Annotated in this window: 20 protein-coding genes; 8 read left to right on the top strand and 12 right to left on the bottom strand. The window is 37.0% G+C overall.

Annotation, left to right across the window (positions count from 1 at the left end):
- Positions 1-413: 413 nt before the first annotated feature.
- Positions 414-1,136, bottom strand: a complete 723-nt coding sequence (gene mnmD, locus ABIQ28_RS09880) for a tRNA (5-methylaminomethyl-2-thiouridine)(34)-methyltransferase MnmD (protein ID WP_348036786.1) — start codon at positions 1,134-1,136, stop codon at positions 414-416.
- A 3-nt stretch (positions 1,137-1,139) separates the two neighbouring features.
- The gene (locus tag ABIQ28_RS09875; RefSeq protein WP_348036784.1) at positions 1,140-1,646 is read right to left on the bottom strand and encodes a DUF4920 domain-containing protein; all 507 of its coding nucleotides are present in this window, start codon (positions 1,644-1,646) and stop codon (positions 1,140-1,142) included.
- A gap of 114 nt (positions 1,647-1,760) precedes the next feature.
- Between ABIQ28_RS09875 and ABIQ28_RS09870 the strand changes: the two genes are divergently transcribed.
- On the top strand, positions 1,761-2,828 hold the full coding sequence (locus tag ABIQ28_RS09870; RefSeq protein ID WP_348036782.1) for a branched-chain amino acid aminotransferase: 1,068 nt from the start codon (positions 1,761-1,763) through the stop codon (positions 2,826-2,828).
- A gap of 84 nt (positions 2,829-2,912) precedes the next feature.
- On the opposite strand, the gene ABIQ28_RS09865 is transcribed toward ABIQ28_RS09870, so the two are convergent.
- Positions 2,913-3,299 (bottom strand): nucleoside triphosphate pyrophosphohydrolase family protein, encoded by a 387-nt coding sequence (locus tag ABIQ28_RS09865; RefSeq protein ID WP_348036780.1) that lies wholly within the window; start codon positions 3,297-3,299, stop codon positions 2,913-2,915.
- Between the two features lie 524 nt (positions 3,300-3,823).
- Positions 3,824-5,875 (bottom strand): dihydrofolate reductase, encoded by a 2,052-nt coding sequence (locus ABIQ28_RS09860; protein WP_348036778.1) that lies wholly within the window; start codon positions 5,873-5,875, stop codon positions 3,824-3,826.
- A 91-nt stretch (positions 5,876-5,966) separates the two neighbouring features.
- Between ABIQ28_RS09860 and ABIQ28_RS09855 the strand changes: the two genes are divergently transcribed.
- Complete coding sequence (locus tag ABIQ28_RS09855; RefSeq protein ID WP_348036776.1) at positions 5,967-6,941, top strand: GyrI-like domain-containing protein; 975 nt, start codon at positions 5,967-5,969, stop codon at positions 6,939-6,941.
- Between the two features lie 440 nt (positions 6,942-7,381).
- Here the strand turns inward: ABIQ28_RS09855 and ABIQ28_RS09850 are convergent, their stop codons facing one another.
- On the bottom strand, positions 7,382-7,978 hold the full coding sequence (locus ABIQ28_RS09850; RefSeq protein WP_348036774.1) for a DUF1684 domain-containing protein: 597 nt from the start codon (positions 7,976-7,978) through the stop codon (positions 7,382-7,384).
- Positions 7,979-8,363: 385 nt separating this feature from the next.
- On the opposite strand from ABIQ28_RS09850, the gene ABIQ28_RS09845 reads away from it, so the two are divergent.
- The 3 genes from ABIQ28_RS09845 to ABIQ28_RS09835 are packed head-to-tail and all read left to right on the top strand — an operon-like array spanning position 8,364 to position 11,070.
- Complete coding sequence (locus ABIQ28_RS09845) at positions 8,364-9,593, top strand: MFS transporter (protein ID WP_348036772.1); 1,230 nt, start codon at positions 8,364-8,366, stop codon at positions 9,591-9,593.
- Positions 9,577-10,557 (top strand): YpdA family putative bacillithiol disulfide reductase, encoded by a 981-nt coding sequence (locus ABIQ28_RS09840; RefSeq protein WP_348036770.1) that lies wholly within the window; start codon positions 9,577-9,579, stop codon positions 10,555-10,557. Before ABIQ28_RS09845 ends, ABIQ28_RS09840 begins: the two co-directional genes overlap by 17 nt.
- Positions 10,558-10,560: 3 nt before the next feature.
- Entirely contained in the window at positions 10,561-11,070 is a 510-nt protein-coding gene (locus ABIQ28_RS09835; protein ID WP_348036768.1) for a hypothetical protein, read from the top strand.
- A gap of 12 nt (positions 11,071-11,082) precedes the next feature.
- On the opposite strand, the gene ABIQ28_RS09830 is transcribed toward ABIQ28_RS09835, so the two are convergent.
- Positions 11,083-11,526 (bottom strand): Lrp/AsnC family transcriptional regulator, encoded by a 444-nt coding sequence (locus ABIQ28_RS09830; protein ID WP_348036766.1) that lies wholly within the window; start codon positions 11,524-11,526, stop codon positions 11,083-11,085.
- Positions 11,527-11,644: 118 nt separating this feature from the next.
- Between ABIQ28_RS09830 and ABIQ28_RS09825 the strand changes: the two genes are divergently transcribed.
- A complete protein-coding gene (locus ABIQ28_RS09825; RefSeq protein ID WP_348036764.1) occupies positions 11,645-12,040 on the top strand; it encodes a hypothetical protein in 396 nt (131 codons plus the stop codon).
- Between the two features lie 271 nt (positions 12,041-12,311).
- On the opposite strand, the gene ABIQ28_RS09820 is transcribed toward ABIQ28_RS09825, so the two are convergent.
- The 3 genes from ABIQ28_RS09820 to ABIQ28_RS09810 all read right to left on the bottom strand — a co-directional run bounded on the left by ABIQ28_RS09820 (position 12,312) and on the right by ABIQ28_RS09810 (position 17,183).
- Positions 12,312-12,851 (bottom strand): sigma-70 family RNA polymerase sigma factor, encoded by a 540-nt coding sequence (locus ABIQ28_RS09820; protein ID WP_348036762.1) that lies wholly within the window; start codon positions 12,849-12,851, stop codon positions 12,312-12,314.
- Between the two features lie 264 nt (positions 12,852-13,115).
- Positions 13,116-13,247 carry a hypothetical protein gene (locus ABIQ28_RS09815; RefSeq protein ID WP_348036760.1) on the bottom strand — a complete coding sequence of 44 codons (132 nt, stop codon included), beginning with the start codon at positions 13,245-13,247 and terminating at the stop codon, positions 13,116-13,118.
- A gap of 513 nt (positions 13,248-13,760) precedes the next feature.
- On the bottom strand, positions 13,761-17,183 hold the full coding sequence (locus ABIQ28_RS09810; RefSeq protein WP_348036758.1) for a methylmalonyl-CoA mutase family protein: 3,423 nt from the start codon (positions 17,181-17,183) through the stop codon (positions 13,761-13,763).
- Positions 17,184-17,423: 240 nt separating this feature from the next.
- On the opposite strand from ABIQ28_RS09810, the gene ABIQ28_RS09805 reads away from it, so the two are divergent.
- Together ABIQ28_RS09805 and ABIQ28_RS09800 are read left to right on the top strand one after the other, a co-directional pair.
- A complete protein-coding gene (locus ABIQ28_RS09805; protein ID WP_348036756.1) occupies positions 17,424-18,137 on the top strand; it encodes a DUF4197 domain-containing protein in 714 nt (237 codons plus the stop codon).
- A gap of 204 nt (positions 18,138-18,341) precedes the next feature.
- Positions 18,342-18,542: a Lacal_2735 family protein gene (locus ABIQ28_RS09800; RefSeq protein ID WP_348036754.1), complete on the top strand. Its 201-nt coding sequence runs from the start codon at positions 18,342-18,344 to the stop codon at positions 18,540-18,542.
- A gap of 287 nt (positions 18,543-18,829) precedes the next feature.
- Here the strand turns inward: ABIQ28_RS09800 and ABIQ28_RS09795 are convergent, their stop codons facing one another.
- From ABIQ28_RS09795 to prfA, 3 genes are all read right to left on the bottom strand, one after another.
- On the bottom strand, positions 18,830-19,618 hold the full coding sequence (locus ABIQ28_RS09795) for a helical backbone metal receptor (RefSeq protein ID WP_348036752.1): 789 nt from the start codon (positions 19,616-19,618) through the stop codon (positions 18,830-18,832).
- Between the two features lie 69 nt (positions 19,619-19,687).
- Positions 19,688-20,509 (bottom strand): orotidine-5'-phosphate decarboxylase, encoded by an 822-nt coding sequence (gene pyrF / locus ABIQ28_RS09790; RefSeq protein WP_348036750.1) that lies wholly within the window; start codon positions 20,507-20,509, stop codon positions 19,688-19,690.
- A gap of 112 nt (positions 20,510-20,621) precedes the next feature.
- On the bottom strand, positions 20,622-21,698 hold the full coding sequence (gene prfA, locus ABIQ28_RS09785) for a peptide chain release factor 1 (protein WP_348036788.1): 1,077 nt from the start codon (positions 21,696-21,698) through the stop codon (positions 20,622-20,624).
- Between the last annotated feature and the right edge of the window lie 130 nt (positions 21,699-21,828).

The following is a 21,828-nucleotide window of genomic DNA, read 5'->3' as shown; positions in this document are numbered from 1 at the left end:
TTAAACCTGTTGCTCCTGTAATTAAAATTTTCATCTATTTCTGCGCTTTTTATAAAGTTAACGAATGAACACTTGAATGCTGACCACTTTAATTAAGGTTTAACAGAATTAACAAATAATTAGAATTATAAGAAAGTTTCAGAAAACAAAATGTCTTTATAAAGATGGGTATTCGATTTACTTATTCTATAAACACTCTGTTGCACGAAGTACTTAACTCAAAACTTCAGCGAATGCGATGAATATTTGGTTCGTAAACTAGCGAAATGCTAAGAGCCTTTGGTCATTGAATCATTTGGCTCGTCCCTCGCCGAATGCTAAGAGCCTTTGGTCATTGAATCATTTGGCTCGTGCCTCGCCGAATGCTAAGAGCCTTTTGTCAAAGCCGCATTTGGCTCGTCCCTCGCCGAATGCTAAGAGCCTTTTCGGGCTCTTAGCATTTCACGTTTTCCGGGTGGGCCAGGTAGTTTTTCGACGTTGAAACCAACGGCTTGCATCGCGCGACGCACACTTCCTTTAGCGGCATACGTGACCAAAACGCCCTTTTCCTTTAAGGCGTCAAACATAATCTGAAAAATAGATTCCGTCCAAAGTTCTGGCTGTACGCGCGCGCCAAAAGCATCGAAATAAATCAAATCAAATTGATTTGTATCCGTGATGTCTTTGAATAATTTTTGTTGTTTCTGAAGACTAAAATAAGGGGTCAATCGTGTGTCATTCTCCCAAGCAATGTTGTGCATTGCCTTAAAATGTGCGTTTTTTCCTGACACTTCAAGCTGTTCAGTATAATTTAATGCAGCCATTTCATCTGGCGAAATCGGGAATGCTTCTACCCCCACGTAACGAACATCTATTTGATGCTCATCGGCCTGCAACAAGGTCAAAAAAGCATTAAGTCCGGTGCCAAAGCCTATTTCTAAAATTGAAAGTTTCCGGGATGAATTAGCAGAAGTTTCTGTCGTATCTATACTTTCTTGTGAAGTATTTTGTATGTCAAAGCAAAAAAGCAAACCCTGTTTAATATACACATGGTTTGCTTCCTGTATAGCGCCGTGAACCGAATGATACTGTTCATTCCATTCTTCAATCTGGATGGTTTTAGAACCATCGGCGGTGGTAATTATTTTGCGTTGCAAGAATTATTCGTCTTTCAATAATACACCTTTTGCCTCAAAGGAAAAAGTTCTTTTTGGCGCAGTGATGGCTGCAATTTCATCGGCCGACTTGCCAGCATCTTCTGCATAATGGCGTAATTCATCAACCGGAACTTCATTTACAAAAGCCAATCCGTTAAGAACAACTTCTTTTCCGGCAATATCTTTTGGCATGAAAAAACCGTAATCTTTAAATTTCACCAGCACTTGCTCACCATCTTCAAGATTAATTTTCATCCAGCAGCCTTTATTCTGACACACCTCATCTACCTTACCAATCATTTTAGCATTTATGGTATCTCCAATGCGCATTGCTTTGTACGCTTCAGCCATATCTGATGTTGATTTTGCAGCATCAGCCGTAATTTCTTCACCAATAGAAGTGTAATTCACAACTGCCTTTTCTATATCTTGATCTTCTGCTTTTTTTTCTTCAGTTTTACAAGCCATAACGAACAACATAATTCCAAAAACAACAAGAATTTTCTTCATAATAGTTTGATTTTTATATTTTAGTGAAGCAAATATAACTTTTATTTAAAACAAAGTTTAGATTTTTTATACTGCAAGAAATAACTAAATTTGCACCATCAAACAAAATTTAAAATGACAAAACAGACTTCACACGAAATCGATATCGTAAAATCAGATACTTCTAAAATTAACGCCGTTGATTTTGACAATCTGATATTTGGCAGAATTTTCACGGACCATATGTTTATATGTGATTTTGAGAATAACGAATGGCAAACGCCAAAAATCACGCCTTACCAAGCTATGACCATGGATCCGTCTGCACGGGTATTTCATTATGGACAAGCTGTTTTTGAAGGCATGAAAGCCTATAAAGATGATAACGGAAAAGTCTGGCTTTTTAGACCTGAAGACAATTTCAACCGTATTAATAAGTCGGCAGAACGCTTGGCAATGCCAGCATTTCCTAAGGACTACTTCTTTGAAGGGTTGACCAAATTACTAGAATTGGACAATGCGTGGATTAAACCAGGAAAGGGCAACTCTCTTTATATCAGACCTTTTATAATTGCAACCGATTCTGCAATATCAGCCTCTCCTTCAGCCAATTACCGATTCATGATCATTTGCTCACCAGCACGAGCTTACTATACCGACAAAATACAGGTTTTAGTTGCTGAACAATTCAGTAGATCTGCCAATGGTGGGGTTGGTTTTGCAAAAGCAGCCGGTAACTATGCCGCTCAGTTTTACCCTACGAGTTTGGCACAAAAAAGGGGCTTTCAACAAGTCATCTGGACAGATGCAGACACGCATGAAAAATTGGAAGAAGCAGGTACAATGAACGTATTCTTTAGAATCAATGATACGTTAATTACCGCTCCTATTAGTGATCGTATTTTAGATGGTGTGACCAGAAAAAGCCTTATTCAATTAGCGGAAGACAACAACATCAAAGTGGACGTCAGACCAATTACGGTTAGTGAAATCAAGGAAGCATCAAAAAACGGTACTTTAAAAGAAATTTTTGGAGCAGGAACTGCTGCTGTAATTAGTCCTATTTCAGCATTTGAACATAGAGAAGAATTATTCAAACTGCCAAATATCGAAAATTCATATGCAGATACTTTAAAAGATAAGATGCTTGACATTCAACACAATTTAGCTGAGGATAAACACGGCTGGAGATACGAAGCGTAAGACTAGCAAAAAACAATTTTTAAAATTCCAAATTCCAATAGTTTACACTTTGGAATTTGGGAGTTTTTATTTGGTACTTCTATTTTAAGAAATCAGAATTTTCGAAATATCTGGCATGAAATAATTAGGACCTTTAAGTACTTTTCCGTCTTCACGATAAATAGGTTCGCCATCCTCTCCCAATTTACTCATATTGCTCTTTTGGATTTCGTCAAAAACCTCTTCAATTTTATGCTGCATGCCGTGTTCAATGATGGTACCACATAAAATATAAAGCATATCGCCTAAAGCATCGGCCACCTCAACTAAATCGTTAGCATTAGCTGCCTCTAAATACTCCTCATTTTCCTCTCTCATTAATTTGTAGCGGAGCATATTTTTATCCGTTCCCAAATCGGCTTTTGGCGTTTCTCTGTAACCGATTTTAAACGCTTCATGGAAGGCTTTAACGGCCTCAATTTTTTTTTTCATAATGACAAGTTTGTATGTTGTTGTTTATTTTAAAAGTTGAAAGACCAATTCGCAAATCGAGCATCATATCCATGACCAAGGTGCATTTTTACAATAAGGACGTACAGATTCTAAAAGGTTTCATTAATTTCGCATAAAAATAGCTATATGTTATCAAATGGTCAATTGATTTTCGGGATTTCGTTTGCAATCGTATTTATCGGAGTAATGATTTATGCCTACCGGAAAGACTTAAAACTTCACAGAAAATACTATAAAGGAAGCATCTGGATTCTTGTTGCATTTATCGCCTTTATTTTGATGATTACGTTAGCAAAGTCATTTCTTTCCTGATTTTTCATCTTTTTTAGATGACATTTTAAAACAATCACGATGTTTTCAAAAATAAGATCATGATTGTTCTCATCGCGCATATCGTAATGCTTATTATTAATGTTCTACTACTCATCTTTACTATCCATAAAAACAAAAAGCAGGACGTTTAGAACATCCTGCTTTTTGCATCAATGAAGATTATTGAGGGTTTATTTTTCTGTTCTCAAAAAGTTATACGCTTTACCATAATCTAACATCTGTCCTTTATAGGATTCTGGCTGTGTTACTTTTATTGCCGTAATCTCACCTTTATCATCCATTTCTGGCACTAAAACAGGATTTACGAAACCGCTGTAAGGGGCGTCCGGAAACTGTTCATTTCTTTTCAAGATTTCTTTATGCAATTCTTGATCTACTTTAACACCATAAGTTTCCACCAACTTCTCCACAGCTTTATAATCGCCTTCTGATTTGATACGTTGGGTTTCACGTAACAATTGACCGAAAAGATCATGTAGCTTTTCGTAATCGTTGATGTTGTAATAGGTCTTTCCATTGCGCGTAATTTTTTCAATCACATTGTCTTTCTTTCCTTTTTCAAAAACCCAAGCACTGACCCACATTCTATTTCTCATATGCGCCTGTACAACATCATCTCCTAAATTCAATCGAATTAATTGAGTCATTAACCCATTGCGGATATAGCGATCATAAGCAGCCATGCCGGTTTTTTTCCAATCCTCTACCAACCCAAGTTCCTGAAGTTTTGGATTGTATAAATAATACAGTCCAACCAAATCAGCACGTCCTTCTTCTAAGGTTGAGGCATAATTTTTAAGCGTTTCTTTGGTTTCTCCAACGCCAGGATTCAACTGTCCTGATGCGTGACCAATGACTTCATGCAAAGCCGTATGCAACTTATCTGCTTGCTGACCATAATTTATCTCAAGTTCCAATTCTTCTTGATCATTAACAAATTCCTGCACTCTACCAGTACTTCCTGCATTATTATAGGCCTCAATAATATTTCCTAGAGAAACGGATTTACTTCCCACCTCAGCACGAATCCAGTTGGCATTTGGTAAGTTCACTCCAATCGGCGTGCTTGGAGAGGCATCACCTGCTTCACCAGCAACATTGACCACCTTATAAGTGACACCAACCACATTTTTCTTTTTGTGTTCGTCCATTAATGGCGAATTATCCTCAAACCATTGTGCGTTATCTGACAGAACTTTCATTTTTTGCGACATGTCAAAATCATTGATTTGAACAATGCTTTCATAAGATCCTCTATAGCCTACTGGATCATTATACACTTCAATAAAACCATTGATATAATCCACATTTCCGGCTGTAGCAGCAGTCCATGCAACGTTATAATCATCCCAGGTTTGCAAATCGCCTGTTTTATAATACTGAATCAATAAGCCTAATGCATCGCCTTGCGCCTTGTTTTCAGCAACACCTTGAGCCAACTTCAACCATTTTGTAATTTCATCAATGGCAGCGCCATATAATCCGCCAGATTTGTAAACCAATTCTTTTAAAACTCCATTTTCCTTTACCAATTTAGAGTTCAATCCAAAAGACAGAGGTCTATGAGGATTTGGGGATTTTTTGTTTTTGTAGAATTTCTCTACATCAGCAGTCGTCACCTCTGGTCCATAAAAATTCACTGCAGATAGGGCCACATTATCAACGCCTTTGGACTGATCTACTTTCCTCATATCCTTATCATTAAAAATGACATCAAAAGCTTCTCCTTCCAACTGCGCATTTGTTTCAGCTAACAGTGATTTTAAATAATCCTGTGAAAAATCCGCCTTTAATTTATCGTTTGAATAATGATGATGAATACCACTGCTAAACCAAACACGTTTTAAATAGTTTTCAAACGCTTTCCAATCTTCTGAAGATTTATCACCCGTATAGTTGGTATAGACGGTTTCTAATGCTTTCCTGATCTCGAGATTATGACGGTAATTTTGATCCCACATAATATCACGACCAGCCAATCCAGCTTGAGTTAGGTAGTACACTAATTTTTGCTCTTTCAAGGTTAGATTTTCCCAACCCGGAATTTGGTAACGTAGAATTTTAATGTCTGCAAATTGCTCTACGGTATAATCAAATGCCGCGGCATCTTTCTTAGTCTCAACAGTATCTGACGTTGAGTCGTTGTTTGTTTTGGATTCGTTTTTGCAAGAAAAAGCTAAGCTCATTGCCAACGCGATCCCGAATATCGTTTTTAAGTTCATCAGTTGAATTTTAAATATTTATACTACAAATGTAATATTTATTAGGATACTATAAAATTGTCTATATTTGATGAACTCTACAAAACCCACCATGAAATTTTTTAAATACCTTCTATTTCTATTGCTCATTGCCTTCATTGGAATGGCTATTTATGTTGCCGTTCAACCCAACGATTTTGAAGTCTCAGAAACCACTACTATAAATGCTCCAAAAGCCGTAATTTTCGAAATTGTTTCCGATAGCACCGATATGGATTGGTCTTCGTTTTGGAAAGCATCAGAAACACTACAGAAATCAGTATTCAAATCTAACGACTCCATCAATCAGATCTTTACGAGTAATCGCATTAAAAACTCAGAATTGAAATGGGTTTTCGTCTCTAATGCTGATGGTTCCACGACCGTAACAAGAACGCTTGATGCAGATAAGTTATCGTTCATGACCAAAGCGAAATTTGCTTTATTTGGCGATAACAAAGATCATCTTTCAGAACAGTTTAAAACCGATCTAGTAAGTCTCGACAAAAAAGTAGCCGTAAGTATGTCTGCCTATACTATAAAAGTAGAGGGTATTACAGACTATGGCGGCGGGTTTTATATGTACAATACCATTTCTTCAACGAGTAACAATATGATTGCGACAATGACGAAACAACATCATGAACTCATCTCATTTATGAATGTTCATCATGTAACCGCCAACGGCATGCCGTTTACCATTTTCATAGAAATGGATGCAGAAACTGGCAATGTCATCATGAGTAACGCCATTCCCATCCGAGAAAGAGTGATTGTTGCCGAAGACAGCAATATTCTTTGTGGTTATATGGAGCGAACCAAAGCTCTTAAAGTGACTTTACAGGGAAATTATACCAATTTAAAAGAAGCTTGGGCAACGGCCAGAAAATATTTAAAAGATAACAATTTGGAAGCTTCAGAAATGAGCCCATTTGAGGTTTACAAAAACGATGCTACAACTATTCCAAATCCTGCCCATTGGATGACCGATATTTACATTCCTATTGTAGAAAAAATTGAAACTGTAGAAAACACGGAAACTTTCTAAAATAATTCCTATAAGTTTTTGTTCGCGGTGGATTTGGTAAATAGCTGATTATATTGTTTCACAGAGTCGCACGGAGAAAACACAGAGTTGCACAGAGAATATATTTAAAATACCGATATAATAGAGCGTGAAAATTTCCCGCAGATAGCGCAGATTTCCGCAGATATTAAAAGCTCACAACCTAGAACGACCTTTCTGAAAACTGAGACTGCGACTGCCTGCCCGTCCGCAGCTTCAGCGAAGGCGGGAAGACTGGCAACTGAGGACTGAAGACCGCAAAGTTTGCCGCAGATAGCGCAAATTTCCGCAGACGTTACAAGCTCACAATAAATAACGATCTTTCTGAAAACTGAGACTGAGACTGAGACTGTCTGCCCGTCGGTAGCTTCAGCGAAGGCGGTAAGACTGCCAACTGAGGACTAAAAAGTGAAGACTGCCAACTAAAAAGCCTTCACTCCCGCTCTAACCTCAACATCGATATAATTTTCACGAGGTACAATCGGACAAGAGTACTTCTCATTATAGGCACAATACGGATTATAGGCGGTATTAAAATCGATAGTCATCGAGTTTCCTTCAGGGATTTTTAAATCAATATAACGTCCACCACCATAGCTTTCGTCACCATTGGTATCATCTAAAAAAGGCAGGAACAAGTAATCCTCAAAACCTTCTTCGTTCATCAAATCCAAATCGCGATAGACATTCAATTGAAAGGATTCTCCCTTTAAATTAAAAGTGACTTCGCCATATTTCACATATTCTGGAAGTCTATCGGTAGTGGTCTTCATTTTGAATGGTTTTTCATCAGGTGTACTTCTAAAAGCTGCCTGAACCACATATGCCGAATCCACTTTAAAAAAGTCCAGTGCTTTAAAATCCCTTCTGTCCTTCTTTTTTAAAGGCGATTTTGAAGCGTCCTTAAATTCTGAATTTAAATTTCTTTGAAATTCTGTTTCACCTTGCAAACGCTCTTTGGGCTGATTACAACCTAGCAATAAAAATATTCCGAAAAAAAGTGAGTAAATTGTTTTCATGTGTTTATACTTATGGATTTTCAATGGTCACTTTCAGTTCTCAATTAATCATCTCATTGTGAGATTAAATTTTGAAATGCACATTACCTGAAAAATAACTAAATAACAAAAATACAACTTAAACCATTTTTCCCTAATTTTGATCAACAATTATAAATAATGCTCCATATTATCAGTTCATACAGGCAAAATAAGAACTCCTTCTTGAGAGATCGGACTTGTTATGTGCTATGATAATATGAATACATATTAAAGAATATAAAAGGTCCAACATTAACGTCGGACCTTTTTGTTTTAAAAAGAGTGTGTTTATTTATAAATAATCATACTTAATCAATTTGATTAAAGTGAAAATCTCAATTTACAACATTGGAAGTTACCAGAAATGAAAATAATATTTAATAAATACCTTGGTACATTTGGAGGTCTTTCACGAGAAGTCTGGTGGCTTGCCACGATCACGCTTATCAATAGATCAGGCACTATGGTCATTCCATTTTTGTCCTTGTATCTTACTTCCGATTTGCATTTTTCTTTAGATGAAGTCGCGTGGATCATGACGGTTTTCGGCTTTGGTTCTTTGGCCGGTTCCTGGATTGGCGGAAAACTCACCGATACTATTGGGTATTATAAAGTCATGGTTATGAGCTTGATTTTGAGTGGTGCATTATTTATTAGTATGCAGTTTTTGGAAACGTTCAATGCTATTTGTATCGGGATTTTTATATTAATGACGGTAGCCGATATGTTCGGACCTGCCATGTTTGTTGCTTTAAACACCTATAGTAAACCAGAAAACAAAACACGAAGTTTGACCTTGATCCGATTGGCAATTAACCTCGGATTTTCAGTAGGCCCCGCTATTGGCGGAATAATCATTGTTACCTTGGACTATGACGGGTTATTTTTGATAGATGGACTTACCTGTATTAGTGCTGGTATCGTATTGCTGAATGTATTGCATCCAAAAAAATCTAAAGCCATTGACACTGAAATAAATCCGAATCCGAAATCGGCCTACAGCGACAAATCTTTTATTATTTTTCTTGTCGCCATGGTCATATTTGGAGTCGTTTTTCTACAATTTATTTCAACGCTTCCGTATTTTTATAAAAAAGAAATTAGGCTTTCTGAATTTGAGATTGGAATGCTGATGGCTTTGAACGGGCTTTTAATATTCATTTTTGAAATGCCACTCATCAAATGGATAGAAACCAAATCATACACCAAAATTGGATTAATGATTTTTGGACTTCTCCTGACAAGTGTCAGTTTTCTATTGTTAGTCATTAATCCATGGTTGGGATTTATAGTGATTAGTATGATTTTATTGACTTTTGGCGAAATGATTGTGTTTCCTTTTTCAAACGCCTTTGCTTTAATTCGGGCAAAACGAGGACTAAAAGGAGAATATATGGCGCTTTATAGCATTGCCTTTTCCATTTCGCATATTTTTGCACATAACTTAGGATTTCATTTGATTGAAAACCTAGGATTTCATAAAACCTGGGGCATTATGAGTATTTTAGGTCTTATAGGCTTAGCTCTATTAATCTATCTTAAAAGCTACATGAACCGCACCACACAAACCGTACAACATGTCAAAAACATATAGAGTTTTAATTATTGGAGCAGGCCCAATTGGAATTGCCTGTGCCTTAGAATGCAAAAAAAGGAATTGGGATTATCTCGTTCTTGAAAAGGGAGCATTGACCAATTCCTTATTTAATTACCCAAAAAACATGACTTTTTTTTCAACGTCTGAAAAGCTTGAAATTAATGACATTCCTTTTATCAGCAATAACCCAAAACCCAATAGAGATGAAGCGCTCGAGTATTACAGACGTGTCGCCACTTCAAATCAGTTGAATATTCATATGTATGAAGAAGTTGAAACTGTAATCAAAGTAGATGATTACTTTATAATCACGTCTTCAAAAACGAAATATTATGCCGACAAGGTAATCATTGCCTCAGGATTTTATGACATCCCAAATCTATTACAGGTTCCTGGAGAAGATTTGCCGAAAGTGACCCATTATTATAACGAAGCGCATCCTTATGCCATGCAGCATGTGGTTGTGGTTGGCGCAAGCAATTCGGCAGTTGATGCGGCGCTCGAAATTTGGCGTAAAGGCGGAAAAGTCACTATGGTCATCAGAGGTTCAGAAATTGGCGATCGTGTGAAATATTGGGTAAGACCAGATATTATTAACAGGATTGCAGAAGGAAGTATTACCGCGTATTACAAATCAGAAATAGTAAAAATCACGACAAAAGACATTACCATTGCAACATCAAACGGCGAAAAGACCTTTGCCAACGATTTTGTTGTGGCATTGACCGGCTATCAACCTAATTTTAAATTCCTCACCGAAGCTGGAATCAACCTCTCCAAAGATGCCGCTTGCCTCCCTCAATATGATCCAAATACTATGGAAACCAATATTTCTGGATTATATTTGGCTGGCGTAATTTGTGGCGGCATGGAAACCCATAAATGGTTTATTGAAAACTCGAGAATTCATGCTAAAGTAATCACAGAACATATTGAAAATTTAGACCTTCAAAAAGATTAAATTATGGAGCAATGGGAAAAACTGCCTGTATTTCAAAAGGCAAGAGAAATTATGGATCTTGTAGGTTCCATCATAGACTCCGTTGAAAAAACCGACATCGAATTTAACGACCCCATCGAAGCCGAAATGATTCAACATAATCTCAAATACATGGGCATTAACGCTTCAACAATTCCTGCAAAAATTGCCGGTGCTTCCTCTGAAGATATGCTCTATGACATTAGAATGGAAAATGCGGCCATTATTAGAAAAGCGGCAAGAGAGTTAATCACTGATGCGCGAGGTTTACAAATGCACGGCTATCCAGATACAGAATATTTGGATCTCTTAAGAAACGAAGTCGAAGAGTTCAGAATATTATTTGCTGAATGGGTAAAGACCTTTGATTGCTGGAACTACATCATCGACCGTTGGGGACTTTTTAATCCGCCAGGTGTAAATTATGACGATGAGGATCCTGATGACGACATCCCATTCAACTTTGATGATTTTGATGGCTTTGATGACCTTTAAAATCAAATCCTCTTATTTTATTGGCTTAACTTCGTTGTATTTTATAACATGAGACAATACGATCTGCGTTTTAGTCTCGCCATAAACAATAAGCTGATCTATAAAGCTCTCTAAATGTTTTTGGTTTTTAAGCGCCACTTCCATCACAATGTTCTCGTTACCAGTTATTCGGTAGCAATTCAACACCTCTTCATAGGTTTTTACCTTTTCAAGAAATGGTTTCAGCATACCCATAAACGCTCTTAGTGTGATAATGGCCTTAAGTTGATACCCTGCTTCAAACGGAGATACGAAAGCATGATACCCTTGGATAATTCCAGCGTCTTCCATCTTTTTTATACGTTCAGAAACCGCTGGAGAACTGATTCCCACCTGTCTACCAATTGCGGCGTTCGACTGACGCGCATTATTCTGTAAACACTTTAAAATCTTCCAGTTAAGTGAATCAATACTCATTCTAAAGAAATTTAACTTAATTGCTTTAATAGTTAAAGCAAATATAGTCTTTTACTTTAATAACGATTATAACAGGTCTGATTTTGTCACTAAATTTGATAAATCACTATTAAGAATCATGTTGTACCCAATCCCATCTCACCTATCTGATTTGCCTATTTATAAAAAGGCGATGGAAATTATTATACTTTCCAGAAGCATTTCCACCTATTTAAATCAGGATTTATCCTATTTAAAACCTGATGGTTCGGAAGATGCACATATTTATTTTTCTGGAGATATTATACAACAATCCACTTCCTTGGCTCCTGAAATAGTCAATGCTGAAATAGAGCGTCATACCGATAAAAAATATAAACATATTGCTTCTTTGGAGCGATTGACCACCATGCTCTATAAAAACTGCAAACGCTTGGAACAAAGCCACAGTAATGGCAGAGAATATCTTCCAATATTAAGAAGAGAATTGCGCAAGTTTAGAAGATTGCAGCATACCTGGATGATGACCTTATAGCGCGACAAAATTCAAAAAGACAAATACAAAATTACAATTACGAAACTCCTTTCAGCCGACGAACATTCTGACGAAGTTTTTAAAACAGAATGAAAGTCCGCTGCATTCGTAAAATTTTTATACTGAAAATTTATAACAGTATACTCAGGGAACAAATAGATTTGTGGAAATTAGTGTAATTCGTGTCAAAAATATTTAGAAGCTGAAGCATGCAGTTTTAACTGAATTTCAGACCAACAAATATCTTTTCGAATAAAGCCAATACTACAGATTAATGGCAGACTTTGCAGTCCTCTCTTTCTTGTAATTCACCCACCAAATAGCCATGGTCATTGATTTTAAAATCGCAACAATCCACAAAACCTTGTGCAATGAGTTTTCTGGCACGTTGAATTTGAGATTTAACAGTCGACAAAGGCAATTGCAATTGTTCAGAAATTTCCGCTTGTTTTAAACCTTGAATATCAAATAAAACTAAAGGTTTTCTATATTTTTTTGGCAAGGCTTTTATAATACCATGCAAACAATCTTCTCGTGTATGTTCGGGATTGGCTTCTTCATCGGCAACAGTATCTTCAGTGATGGCATAGCTCAAACTATTACTTCTAAAATAATCCATAACTGAATAACGTGCGATAGAAAATACCCAGGCTTTTAATTTATCTATATCCTTTAAGGTTTCCAATTTGGTATGAACCTTAATAAAAGTTTCTTGCAGTAAATCATCCGCCACGGCTTCATCCTTCACCTTTGTTAAAATAAAGTACTTAACGTCAGTCGCATATAAATCCCAAACCTTTTTAGTTTTCATAAAAGTGCATTAAAAAAAGAGTCTACTTTAGTATAAAACTACTAAAATAGACTCTCATTATTAACATTTTAAACTAAGCTTAACAGTTGCAATTTGCACATGTACAGTTTTCACAGGTACAAGCAGCACAATTTCCTTTTTGGCAGCTAGTGCAGGTGCAGGTGCATTCTTTATCTTTCATAATCTATAAATTTTAAGGTTCATCTAATAGACGTGAAAAGATTCAAAAAGATGCATTTTTTTGAAACTATTTCGATTAAAAAATCAATCGAAATCTTTAAGGCCTTCAATTTGACTTTCTGCCAAATGATATTTTTCTGATTTGATGGTGTAAAGCAACCAATCAAAATAATTTTGCGATCTTCTTGTGAAATTGTAGCGTAGAGTAGTTTCCATAATTGAATTATTATATAGGTTATACATTAGAAAGTAAATCGTGACTACCTAAAATTAGGGTCGAAAATCCAAAGCAACATCATTTTTTAATATAAATTAGTTGTTTTACACATTTAACTACCTCATAAGCATTGCTTTACAAAAATCGACGATAAAACGTAAAGACTTTAAACACAAAAAACCCTGAACTGTTTAGATTCAGGGTTTTGGGTGTTTAGAATAAAACTTGCTTTTTAGATCTGTTTAGATGGCTTTGAAGCGAGATGTTGAGATCTCTCGACAAGTTGTGATAAGCGACTCACACACATTTCCCTAAAAGTAAATTCAGATAAATAAAACATTGAACTTGCTCGAAGAGATCCCTCCACAGGCTGGGGATAAGCGACTCGCACACATTTCCCGAAAAGTAAATTCAGACAAATAAAATATTGAACTTGACTGAAAAGATCCCTCGACAGGCTCGGGATAAGCGACTCACACAAGTTTCGCGCAAAGCGAAACTTGGTTCGCTGCTTACATATTTCTTCTGTACTGTCCTCCTACTTCAAATAAGGATTCCGTAATTTGACCCAAGGAAGCTACTTTACAGACTTCCATCAAGGCTTCAAAAATATTCTCATTATGAATGGCTTTGTGTTGCAATTCTGTTAACATGGCTTCAATATGATTTCCTTTATGAAGGTTTTCAAGGGTTTTGATTTGCAATTGCTTTTCTTCTTCAGTGGCGCGGATGACTTCCTTCGGAATAACCGTCGGCGACCCTTGACTGCTTAAAAAGGTATTCACACCGATTATAGGAAATTCTCCATTATGTTTCAAGGTCTCATAATACAAGCTTTCTTCCTGAATTTTGCTGCGTTGGTACATGGTTTCCATGGCTCCAAGAACGCCACCTCTTTCGGTAATTCGATCAAATTCCAATAAAACAGCTTCTTCAACTAAATCGGTCAATTCTTCAATAATAAATGAGCCTTGAATAGGGTTTTCGTTCTTCGCTAAACCTAACTCCTTATTGATAATCAACTGAATGGCCATAGCTCGACGTACAGATTCTTCCGTTGGCGTGGTAATGGCTTCATCATATGCATTTGTATGTAACGAATTACAGTTATCATAAATAGCGTATAAGGCCTGAAGCGTGGTACGAATGTCGTTAAAATCAATCTCCTGAGCATGTAAACTACGTCCAGAAGTTTGAATGTGATATTTTAACATTTGTGCCCTTGGATCAGCGGCATATTTATTTTTCATCGCTTTTGCCCATATTTTACGGGCAACGCGACCAATTACAGCGTATTCTGGATCGATCCCGTTGGAGAAAAAGAAAGAGAGGTTAGGTCCAAATTTATTGATGTCCATACCTCTACTTAAATAATATTCCACATAAGTAAATCCGTTGGATAAGGTCAAGGCCAATTGCGTGATGGGATTCGCGCCTGCTTCTGCAATATGATATCCAGAAATAGATACCGAATAGAAGTTGCGCACATTATTCTCAATAAAATATTCCTGCACGTCGCCCATCAATCGTAAGGCAAATTCCGTAGAAAAAATACAAGTGTTTTGAGCCTGGTCTTCCTTTAAAATATCCGCTTGAACGGTACCACGCACTTGGGCAATCGTTTTAACTTTGATTTCTTGGTAAACGTCAATTGGCAATACCTGATCGCCCGTAACACCCAAAAGCATCAATCCCAAGCCGTCATTTGTTTCTGGTAATTCACCATTATAGATTGGCCGATCTACACCTTTCTCTTTGTAGATTTTGGCAATTTTAGCCTCAACTTCCTTTTCAAGTCCGTTTTCTTTAATATAAAATTCACATTGCTGATCGATCGCGGCATTCATAAAAAAGCCCAACAACATTGGCGCAGGGCCATTAATCGTCATACTGACCGAAGTCATCGGATGCGACAGATTAAATCCAGAATACAATTTTTTGGCATCATCCAAACAACAAATGCTTACCCCCGCATTTCCGATTTTACCGTAAATATCAGGTCGCAAATCTGGATCATTTCCGTAAAGCGTAACACTGTCAAAAGCCGTTGACAAACGTTTGGCAGGTAAACCCATACTCACATAATGAAAACGTCTGTTGGTCCTTTCTGGTCCGCCTTCTCCAGCAAACATACGTGCTGGATCTTCTCCCATTCTTTTAAAAGGATATAATCCTGAGGTAAAAGGAAATTCGCCAGGCACATTTTCCTGAAGAATCCATCTTAAAATATCGCCCCAAGCTTGATATTTTGGAAGTGCTACTTTCGGGATTTGTAAATGTGAAAGCGACTCAGTGTGTGTTTCAATTTTTATTTCCTTATCGCGTACTTTAAACGAATAGATAGGATTTTTGTAAGTATTGACCTTTTCATCCCAACCCGTAATAACCTCCCAATTATAAGGGTCGAGATTCAATTTGACACGGTCAAATTCGGCCACCAATAATTTTATAAAATCTTTATTCTCTGAGCTTGTCGAACTTACAGAATTATCATCAATTCCCGCTTTATCCAATTCCGGAGCATGTCCAATAACCGATTCGATTGTTTTATAAATACCAAAGAGTTTTTGCGCCACTTCCACTTGCTCATTGGCTGTTTTGTCATACGCGCGATTGCTTTCTGCAATCTCTGATAGATATCTCGTTCTTGCTGGTGGAATCACAAAAATCTTCTCGCTCATTTCTTCAGAAATGGTATAAGAAGAATTTAAATCGGCATGCGTTTTTTCAACAATTTTATCCATAATCGCTTTGTAGAGCGTGTTCATTCCTGGATCATTAAATTGCGAAGCGATCGTGCCGTAAACGGGTAAATCCTTTTGGTCAACATCCCATAACAGATGATTACGCACATATTGTTTTTTAACATCGCGCAAAGCATCCAAAGAACCGCGTTTATCAAATTTGTTGATGGCCACCAAATCTGCAAAATCGAGCATATCAATCTTTTCCAACTGCGTGGCTGCACCAAATTCAGGTGTCATGACGTATAAGGACACATCAGAATGCTCAATGATTTCAGTATCTGATTGACCGATTCCTGAAGTTTCTAAAATGATTAAATCATATTTAGCGGCTTTCAGCACCTCTGTAGCCTCATGTACATATTTTGACAATGCTAAATTAGCTTGTCGCGTTGCCAAACTACGCATATAAACACGTGAGTTGTTGATGGAGTTCATACGGATACGGTCGCCCAATAAAGCGCCGCCTGTTTTTCGTTTGGAAGGATCCACAGAAACCAAGGCCACTGTTTTTTCAGGAAAATCGATTAAAAACCGACGTACCAATTCATCCACCAAAGATGATTTTCCCGCACCACCCGTTCCAGTAATTCCGAGAACTGGTGTTTTTGAGGTTTTATTGATATCGTGAATTTTATCTAAGGTCACCTTTGCAACTTCCGGAAAGTTTTCGGCTGAAGAAATAATCCGTGCGATCGCTCTTGGATTTTTACTCTCCAACTCCTCCAATTCGCCATTAAGCACATCGCCAATGGCGTAATCTGAAGTTTGCACCAAATCATTGATCATCCCTTGCAAACCAAGCGCTCTTCCATCATCCGGAGAATAAATCCTCGTAATCCCATAATCCATCAATTCTTTGATTTCTTCGGGAAGAATCACACCGCCTCCACCACCAAAAATTTTGATATGTCCAGCACCTTTTTCCTTCAATAGATCATGCATATATTTAAAATACTCGTTATGCCCACCTTGATATGAGGTGAGAGCAATAGCATTGGCATCTTCTTGAATGGCGGTATTGACCACTTCTTCAACACTTCGATCATGGCCTAAATGAATGACCTCAACTCCTGTTGACTGGATGATGCGGCGCATGATGTTAATGGCGGCATCGTGCCCGTCAAAAAGGGAAGCAGCAGTTACGATCCTAACTTTATGTTTTGGCTTATATGGTGTTGTTTGTATCATTGGTAAAATTTGAATTTATACTTCTGGCAAATTTACAGATTTTATAAAGGAAGTACACCACTATAAGGAATAGTTTAAATTTCAAAATCCTTCGAAACAACGTTTCAATAGCATTTGGAATACGTCTTGTTGGATAAAACAGATAGCCTAAACCTATAGGATTTTCTCAAAGATTTTTCCAAAACCAAGATATCTAAATTTTTTGCTATATTTTTGGGCTCACAAAAAAATAAATTATTTATGAAAAAGTCGTTAGTTGTTTTACTCGTACTATTTACAATGAATTCTTGTGCAGAATTACAAAGTGTGGTCGATTCTTTGCCACAACATGGAGGTATTTTAAACAATACTGATATTGCATCTGGCCTAAGACAAGCCTTGGATTTAGGGATTGAGAAACAAGTGACCAAATTGACCAAAACAGATGGTTTTTATAGAAATGAGTTGGTTAAAATACTCTTACCGAAAGAATTACAAAAAGTTGACAAAGGTTTGCGTGATATAGGCTTGGGCAGTTTAGCGGATGAAGGCTTGAAAGCGCTGAATAGAGCTGCTGAAGATGCCGTTAAGGAAGCAACGCCTATTTTTGTTAATGCCGTTAGGGACATCACTTTTGCAGATGCTAAAAACATCCTTATGGGTACTGATGATGCAGCGACAAAATATCTAACCAGCAAGACACAAACTTCATTATATGATAAGTTTCATCCCGTAATCAACAATTCGTTTACTAAGGTTGGAGCGGATAAAGTTTGGACCAACTTAATTAATAGATATAATGCTATCCCTTTCACAAGCAAGGTTAATCCAGATTTAACAAATTATGTTACGGCAGAAGCCTTAAAAGGTGTCTATACGATGATTGCTGTTGAAGAAAAAGAAATCAGGAATTCTGTGGGTGCCAGAAGTACAGACTTGTTAAGAAAAGTATTCGCTCTTCAAGATAAAAAATAAATCAAGGATTTTAGAGGTATTTGATATCAGATCCATTTTTAAGCGAAATCCTACAGACTTTTGGACTTCCTTTTGATTTGTAAGAATAAGATTAATTAAGGTCGGCTGAAACACTCAGCTGGCTTTTTTTATGAAAATTTTAAAAAATTTAACTTGCTACCTATCTGTATTTTAGATATATTTAAGCTTCAAAAAGTTGTGGTCATGAAAAGTCTAACTGAAATTAAAGAGCTTCAAATCAAACTCCAAAACCGTTACAAACAACTCATAGAACAAGCCTACAACGTTCGTCAAACCGATCACGCCTTAAGCGATATTTCTGAATATAAAGCCATCAAGCTTTTAAATAAGCTGAACCGCTTGAAGTATTTGAACAGAGAAAGTCCACGTACGCGCTTAACTTAAAAAACTTTATCAAAACTTTAACTTCACACCCACAACCTTAGATAGTTATTCGACGTATTTATAGATTACAAATCCATCATAAACTATCAACATGAATCAACATTTTTGCAAAGTCGGAAAAATCAGGTTTGGCCTGAGTGAGGTCATCAACCTAAAAGAAATAGAAAAGAATTATTTAAAATTTTCTGAAGAAGCGTATAATCTTATGCAGACAGATTCCAGTTTAAGCGACTTTTTATATGAAGAAGCCAATAAGCTGAAAAAATTAATTCTGAGCCTAAAAAGCGCTAACACAAATGATGTTGATGCAGCGTTTTAAAGTAATCAAACGCTTTCAATAATCGCGATCCATACCAAGAGAACATTTCGCCATCGACCACAAGGATCGTTGCGTTGGGAAAAAATGTTCTGATATCTTGCACATGACTTTCATGGAAAGGAAATGGCTCGGTTGATAGCAGCACCAATTCTGCGGATTCTGGTCTGTTTTTTTGGAGAATCACTTCAGGGTAACGCTCTAAATCGCTGTAATAATTCTCAAATTTATTGAGATGTAATAACTCATCTATGAAATTGTCTTTTGCAGCGACCATCCAAGGTTGTTTCCAAATAAAATAGGCAGCACTTCTTTTAGGCTTATCTTGTATAAATTGGTCGAAATCTAACTTCTTTTCAGTGATTCCTTTAATGATTGCATTGGCATTTTCTTCTTTAGAAAACAGCGCTCCATATAACTTTATTAACTCCAGAGAATCGTCAATAGTGTAAATATCACTGATGTGAACGGTTGCTATTTTTTCTAACTCCTGAATCATCTCTTTTGTGTTTTCTTCTTTATTACACAAAATGATATCAGGATGCAAAGCTTTTATTTTATCGAAATGGACCTGTTTTGTGCCACCAACGATAGATTTATTTCCTTTAAGATGAACGGGATGAACGCAGAATTTTGTAATGCCCACGATGGCATCTTCAAGACCTAAATCGACCAAAAGCTCTGTTTGGGATGGCACCAAGGAGATGATACGTTTTGGAGTTTCAATTAGTGATATAGTTCTATTGAGTTGGTCTTTCATTTTTTCTCGCAAAGGCGCAAAGGCGCCGAGTTATTTCACAGAGTTGCACGGAGAAATTCTCTAAACCAATTAAAACTTCTCACTCAAAATGACAGCCATTTCCAACTGTAATTCTTGAGCTTTTTCAGCAGCATTTTCCGCAAAACCCTCATCATTTGAGGCGTAAATAATCCCTCTTGACGAATTGATTAATAAGCCTACAGTAGCATTCATTCCGTATTTGCACACCTCCTGAAGATTGCCACCTTGTGCGCCAACACCGGGAACCAACAAGAAACTATTTGGAATTATTTTTCTAATGTCCGCCAAATATTCTGCTTTCGTAGCGCCTACTACGTACATCAAATTTTCAGAATTTTTCCAGGTTTGTGAGGTTTCTAAAACGTATTTATAAAGTTCTTTACCTTCGATGATTTTTGTCTGAAAATCAAAAGCCCCTGCATTGGAAGTCAAAGCCAAAAGAATGGTATGCTTTTCTTTAAACTCCAAAAACGGCTCTACAGAATCCTTACCCATATAAGGCGCCACAGTGACACTATCAAAACCTAAATCCTCAAAAAAAGCTTTGGCGTACATACTGCTGGTATTGCCAATATCGCCGCGTTTGGCATCGGCAATAGTGAAAATTTCAGGATAGTTTTGATTGAGATATTGAATCGTTTTCTCTAAGGATTTCCAACCTTTTAATCCGTAAGCCTCATAAAACGCCGTATTGGGTTTATAGGCAACACACAAATGATGTGTGGCATCAATAATGGCTTTATTGAAGGCGAAAATAGGATCTTCTTCCTTTAGAAGGTGTTGTGGAATTTTGTTTAAATCAACATCTAATCCAATACATAGAAAAGATTGTTTTTTTTTGATTTGGGAAATAAGGTGTTGTGTTGTCATTCCTCCTTAATCCTCCAAAGGAGGAAACTTTTATGTGATTTCTCTAATAAGACATCAAAAAAACATCGTTGAGTGTCCTTTCCTTTGGAAAGGACACTCAGGGATTGGATTTTTAAATGACGTCTGTATTTGCTTTTAATTTCTGCGTGTTTTCAGCCAATTGCAGCTCATCAATGATGCGTTGGATATCGCCGTTAAGGATATTACCCAAATCATACAGTGTCAAACCAATTCTATGGTCTGTAACACGACCTTGCGGATAGTTATAGGTTCTAATTTTAGCACTTCTATCTCCAGAAGTTACCATCGTTCCACGTTTTGCCGCATCTGCTTCCAATTTTTTGGCCAGCTCCATTTCATATAATCGAGATCGCAATACTTTAAACGCTTTCTCCTTATTTTTATGCTGTGATTTTTGATCCTGACATTGCGCCACCAATCCTGTTGGGATATGCGTCAAACGCACCGCGGAATAGGTTGTGTTAACCGACTGACCTCCTGGACCTGAAGAACAGAAAAAATCGATGCGCACATCTTTTGGATTGATTTCAATATCAAATTCTTCCGCCTCCGGAAATACCATAACGGTTGCTGCACTAGTATGAACACGACCTTGGGTTTCAGTTTGAGGCACACGTTGCACACGGTGTACACCAGCTTCAAACTTCATGGTACCATAAACATCGTCACCAGAGATTTCAAACTGAATTTCCTTAAATCCGCCGTTGGTGCCTTCACTATAATCTACAGTATCAACCTTCCAACCTCTGTGCTCACAGTATTTGGTGTACATTCTGAATAAATCGCCAGCAAAAATACTCGCCTCATCACCACCTGTTCCTGCACGAAGCTCAATAATCGCATTTTTGGAATCTTCCGGATCTTTCGGAATTAACATAAATCGAATCTGATCTTCTAGTTTTGGAATCCCTTCTTTAGCCTCGTCATACTGCAATTTGGCCATTTCCACCATTTCTGGGTCGCTACCGTCATCTAAAATCTCTTGGGCTTCCGCCAAATTGTTAGTCAATTCCAAATACTCTTCACGCTTGTTCATCAACTTGCGCAACTCTTTATACTCTTTATTAAGTTCTATATAACGCTTTTGATCCGTGATGATCGCTGGCTGGATGATTAAATCACTGACCTCATCAAAACGTTGTTTTACTATTTGTAACTTGTCTAACATATATGGTTTAATTGTGATGCAAAAGTACGATAATTTCTTAATTCTGAATCGGGAATTTTTATTACAGATTAAAGAAAACTGATCCGCGATTAAATATTTAATTCTAGTTCCTAAAAATCCGATTGAATTT

The sequence above is a fragment of the Gelidibacter sp. genome, from assembly GCF_039916245.1.
Classification (GTDB): domain Bacteria; phylum Bacteroidota; class Bacteroidia; order Flavobacteriales; family Flavobacteriaceae; genus Gelidibacter.
The sequence above is the reverse complement of the archived record's forward strand: the minus strand, read 5'-3'. Positions and strand labels throughout refer to the sequence as shown.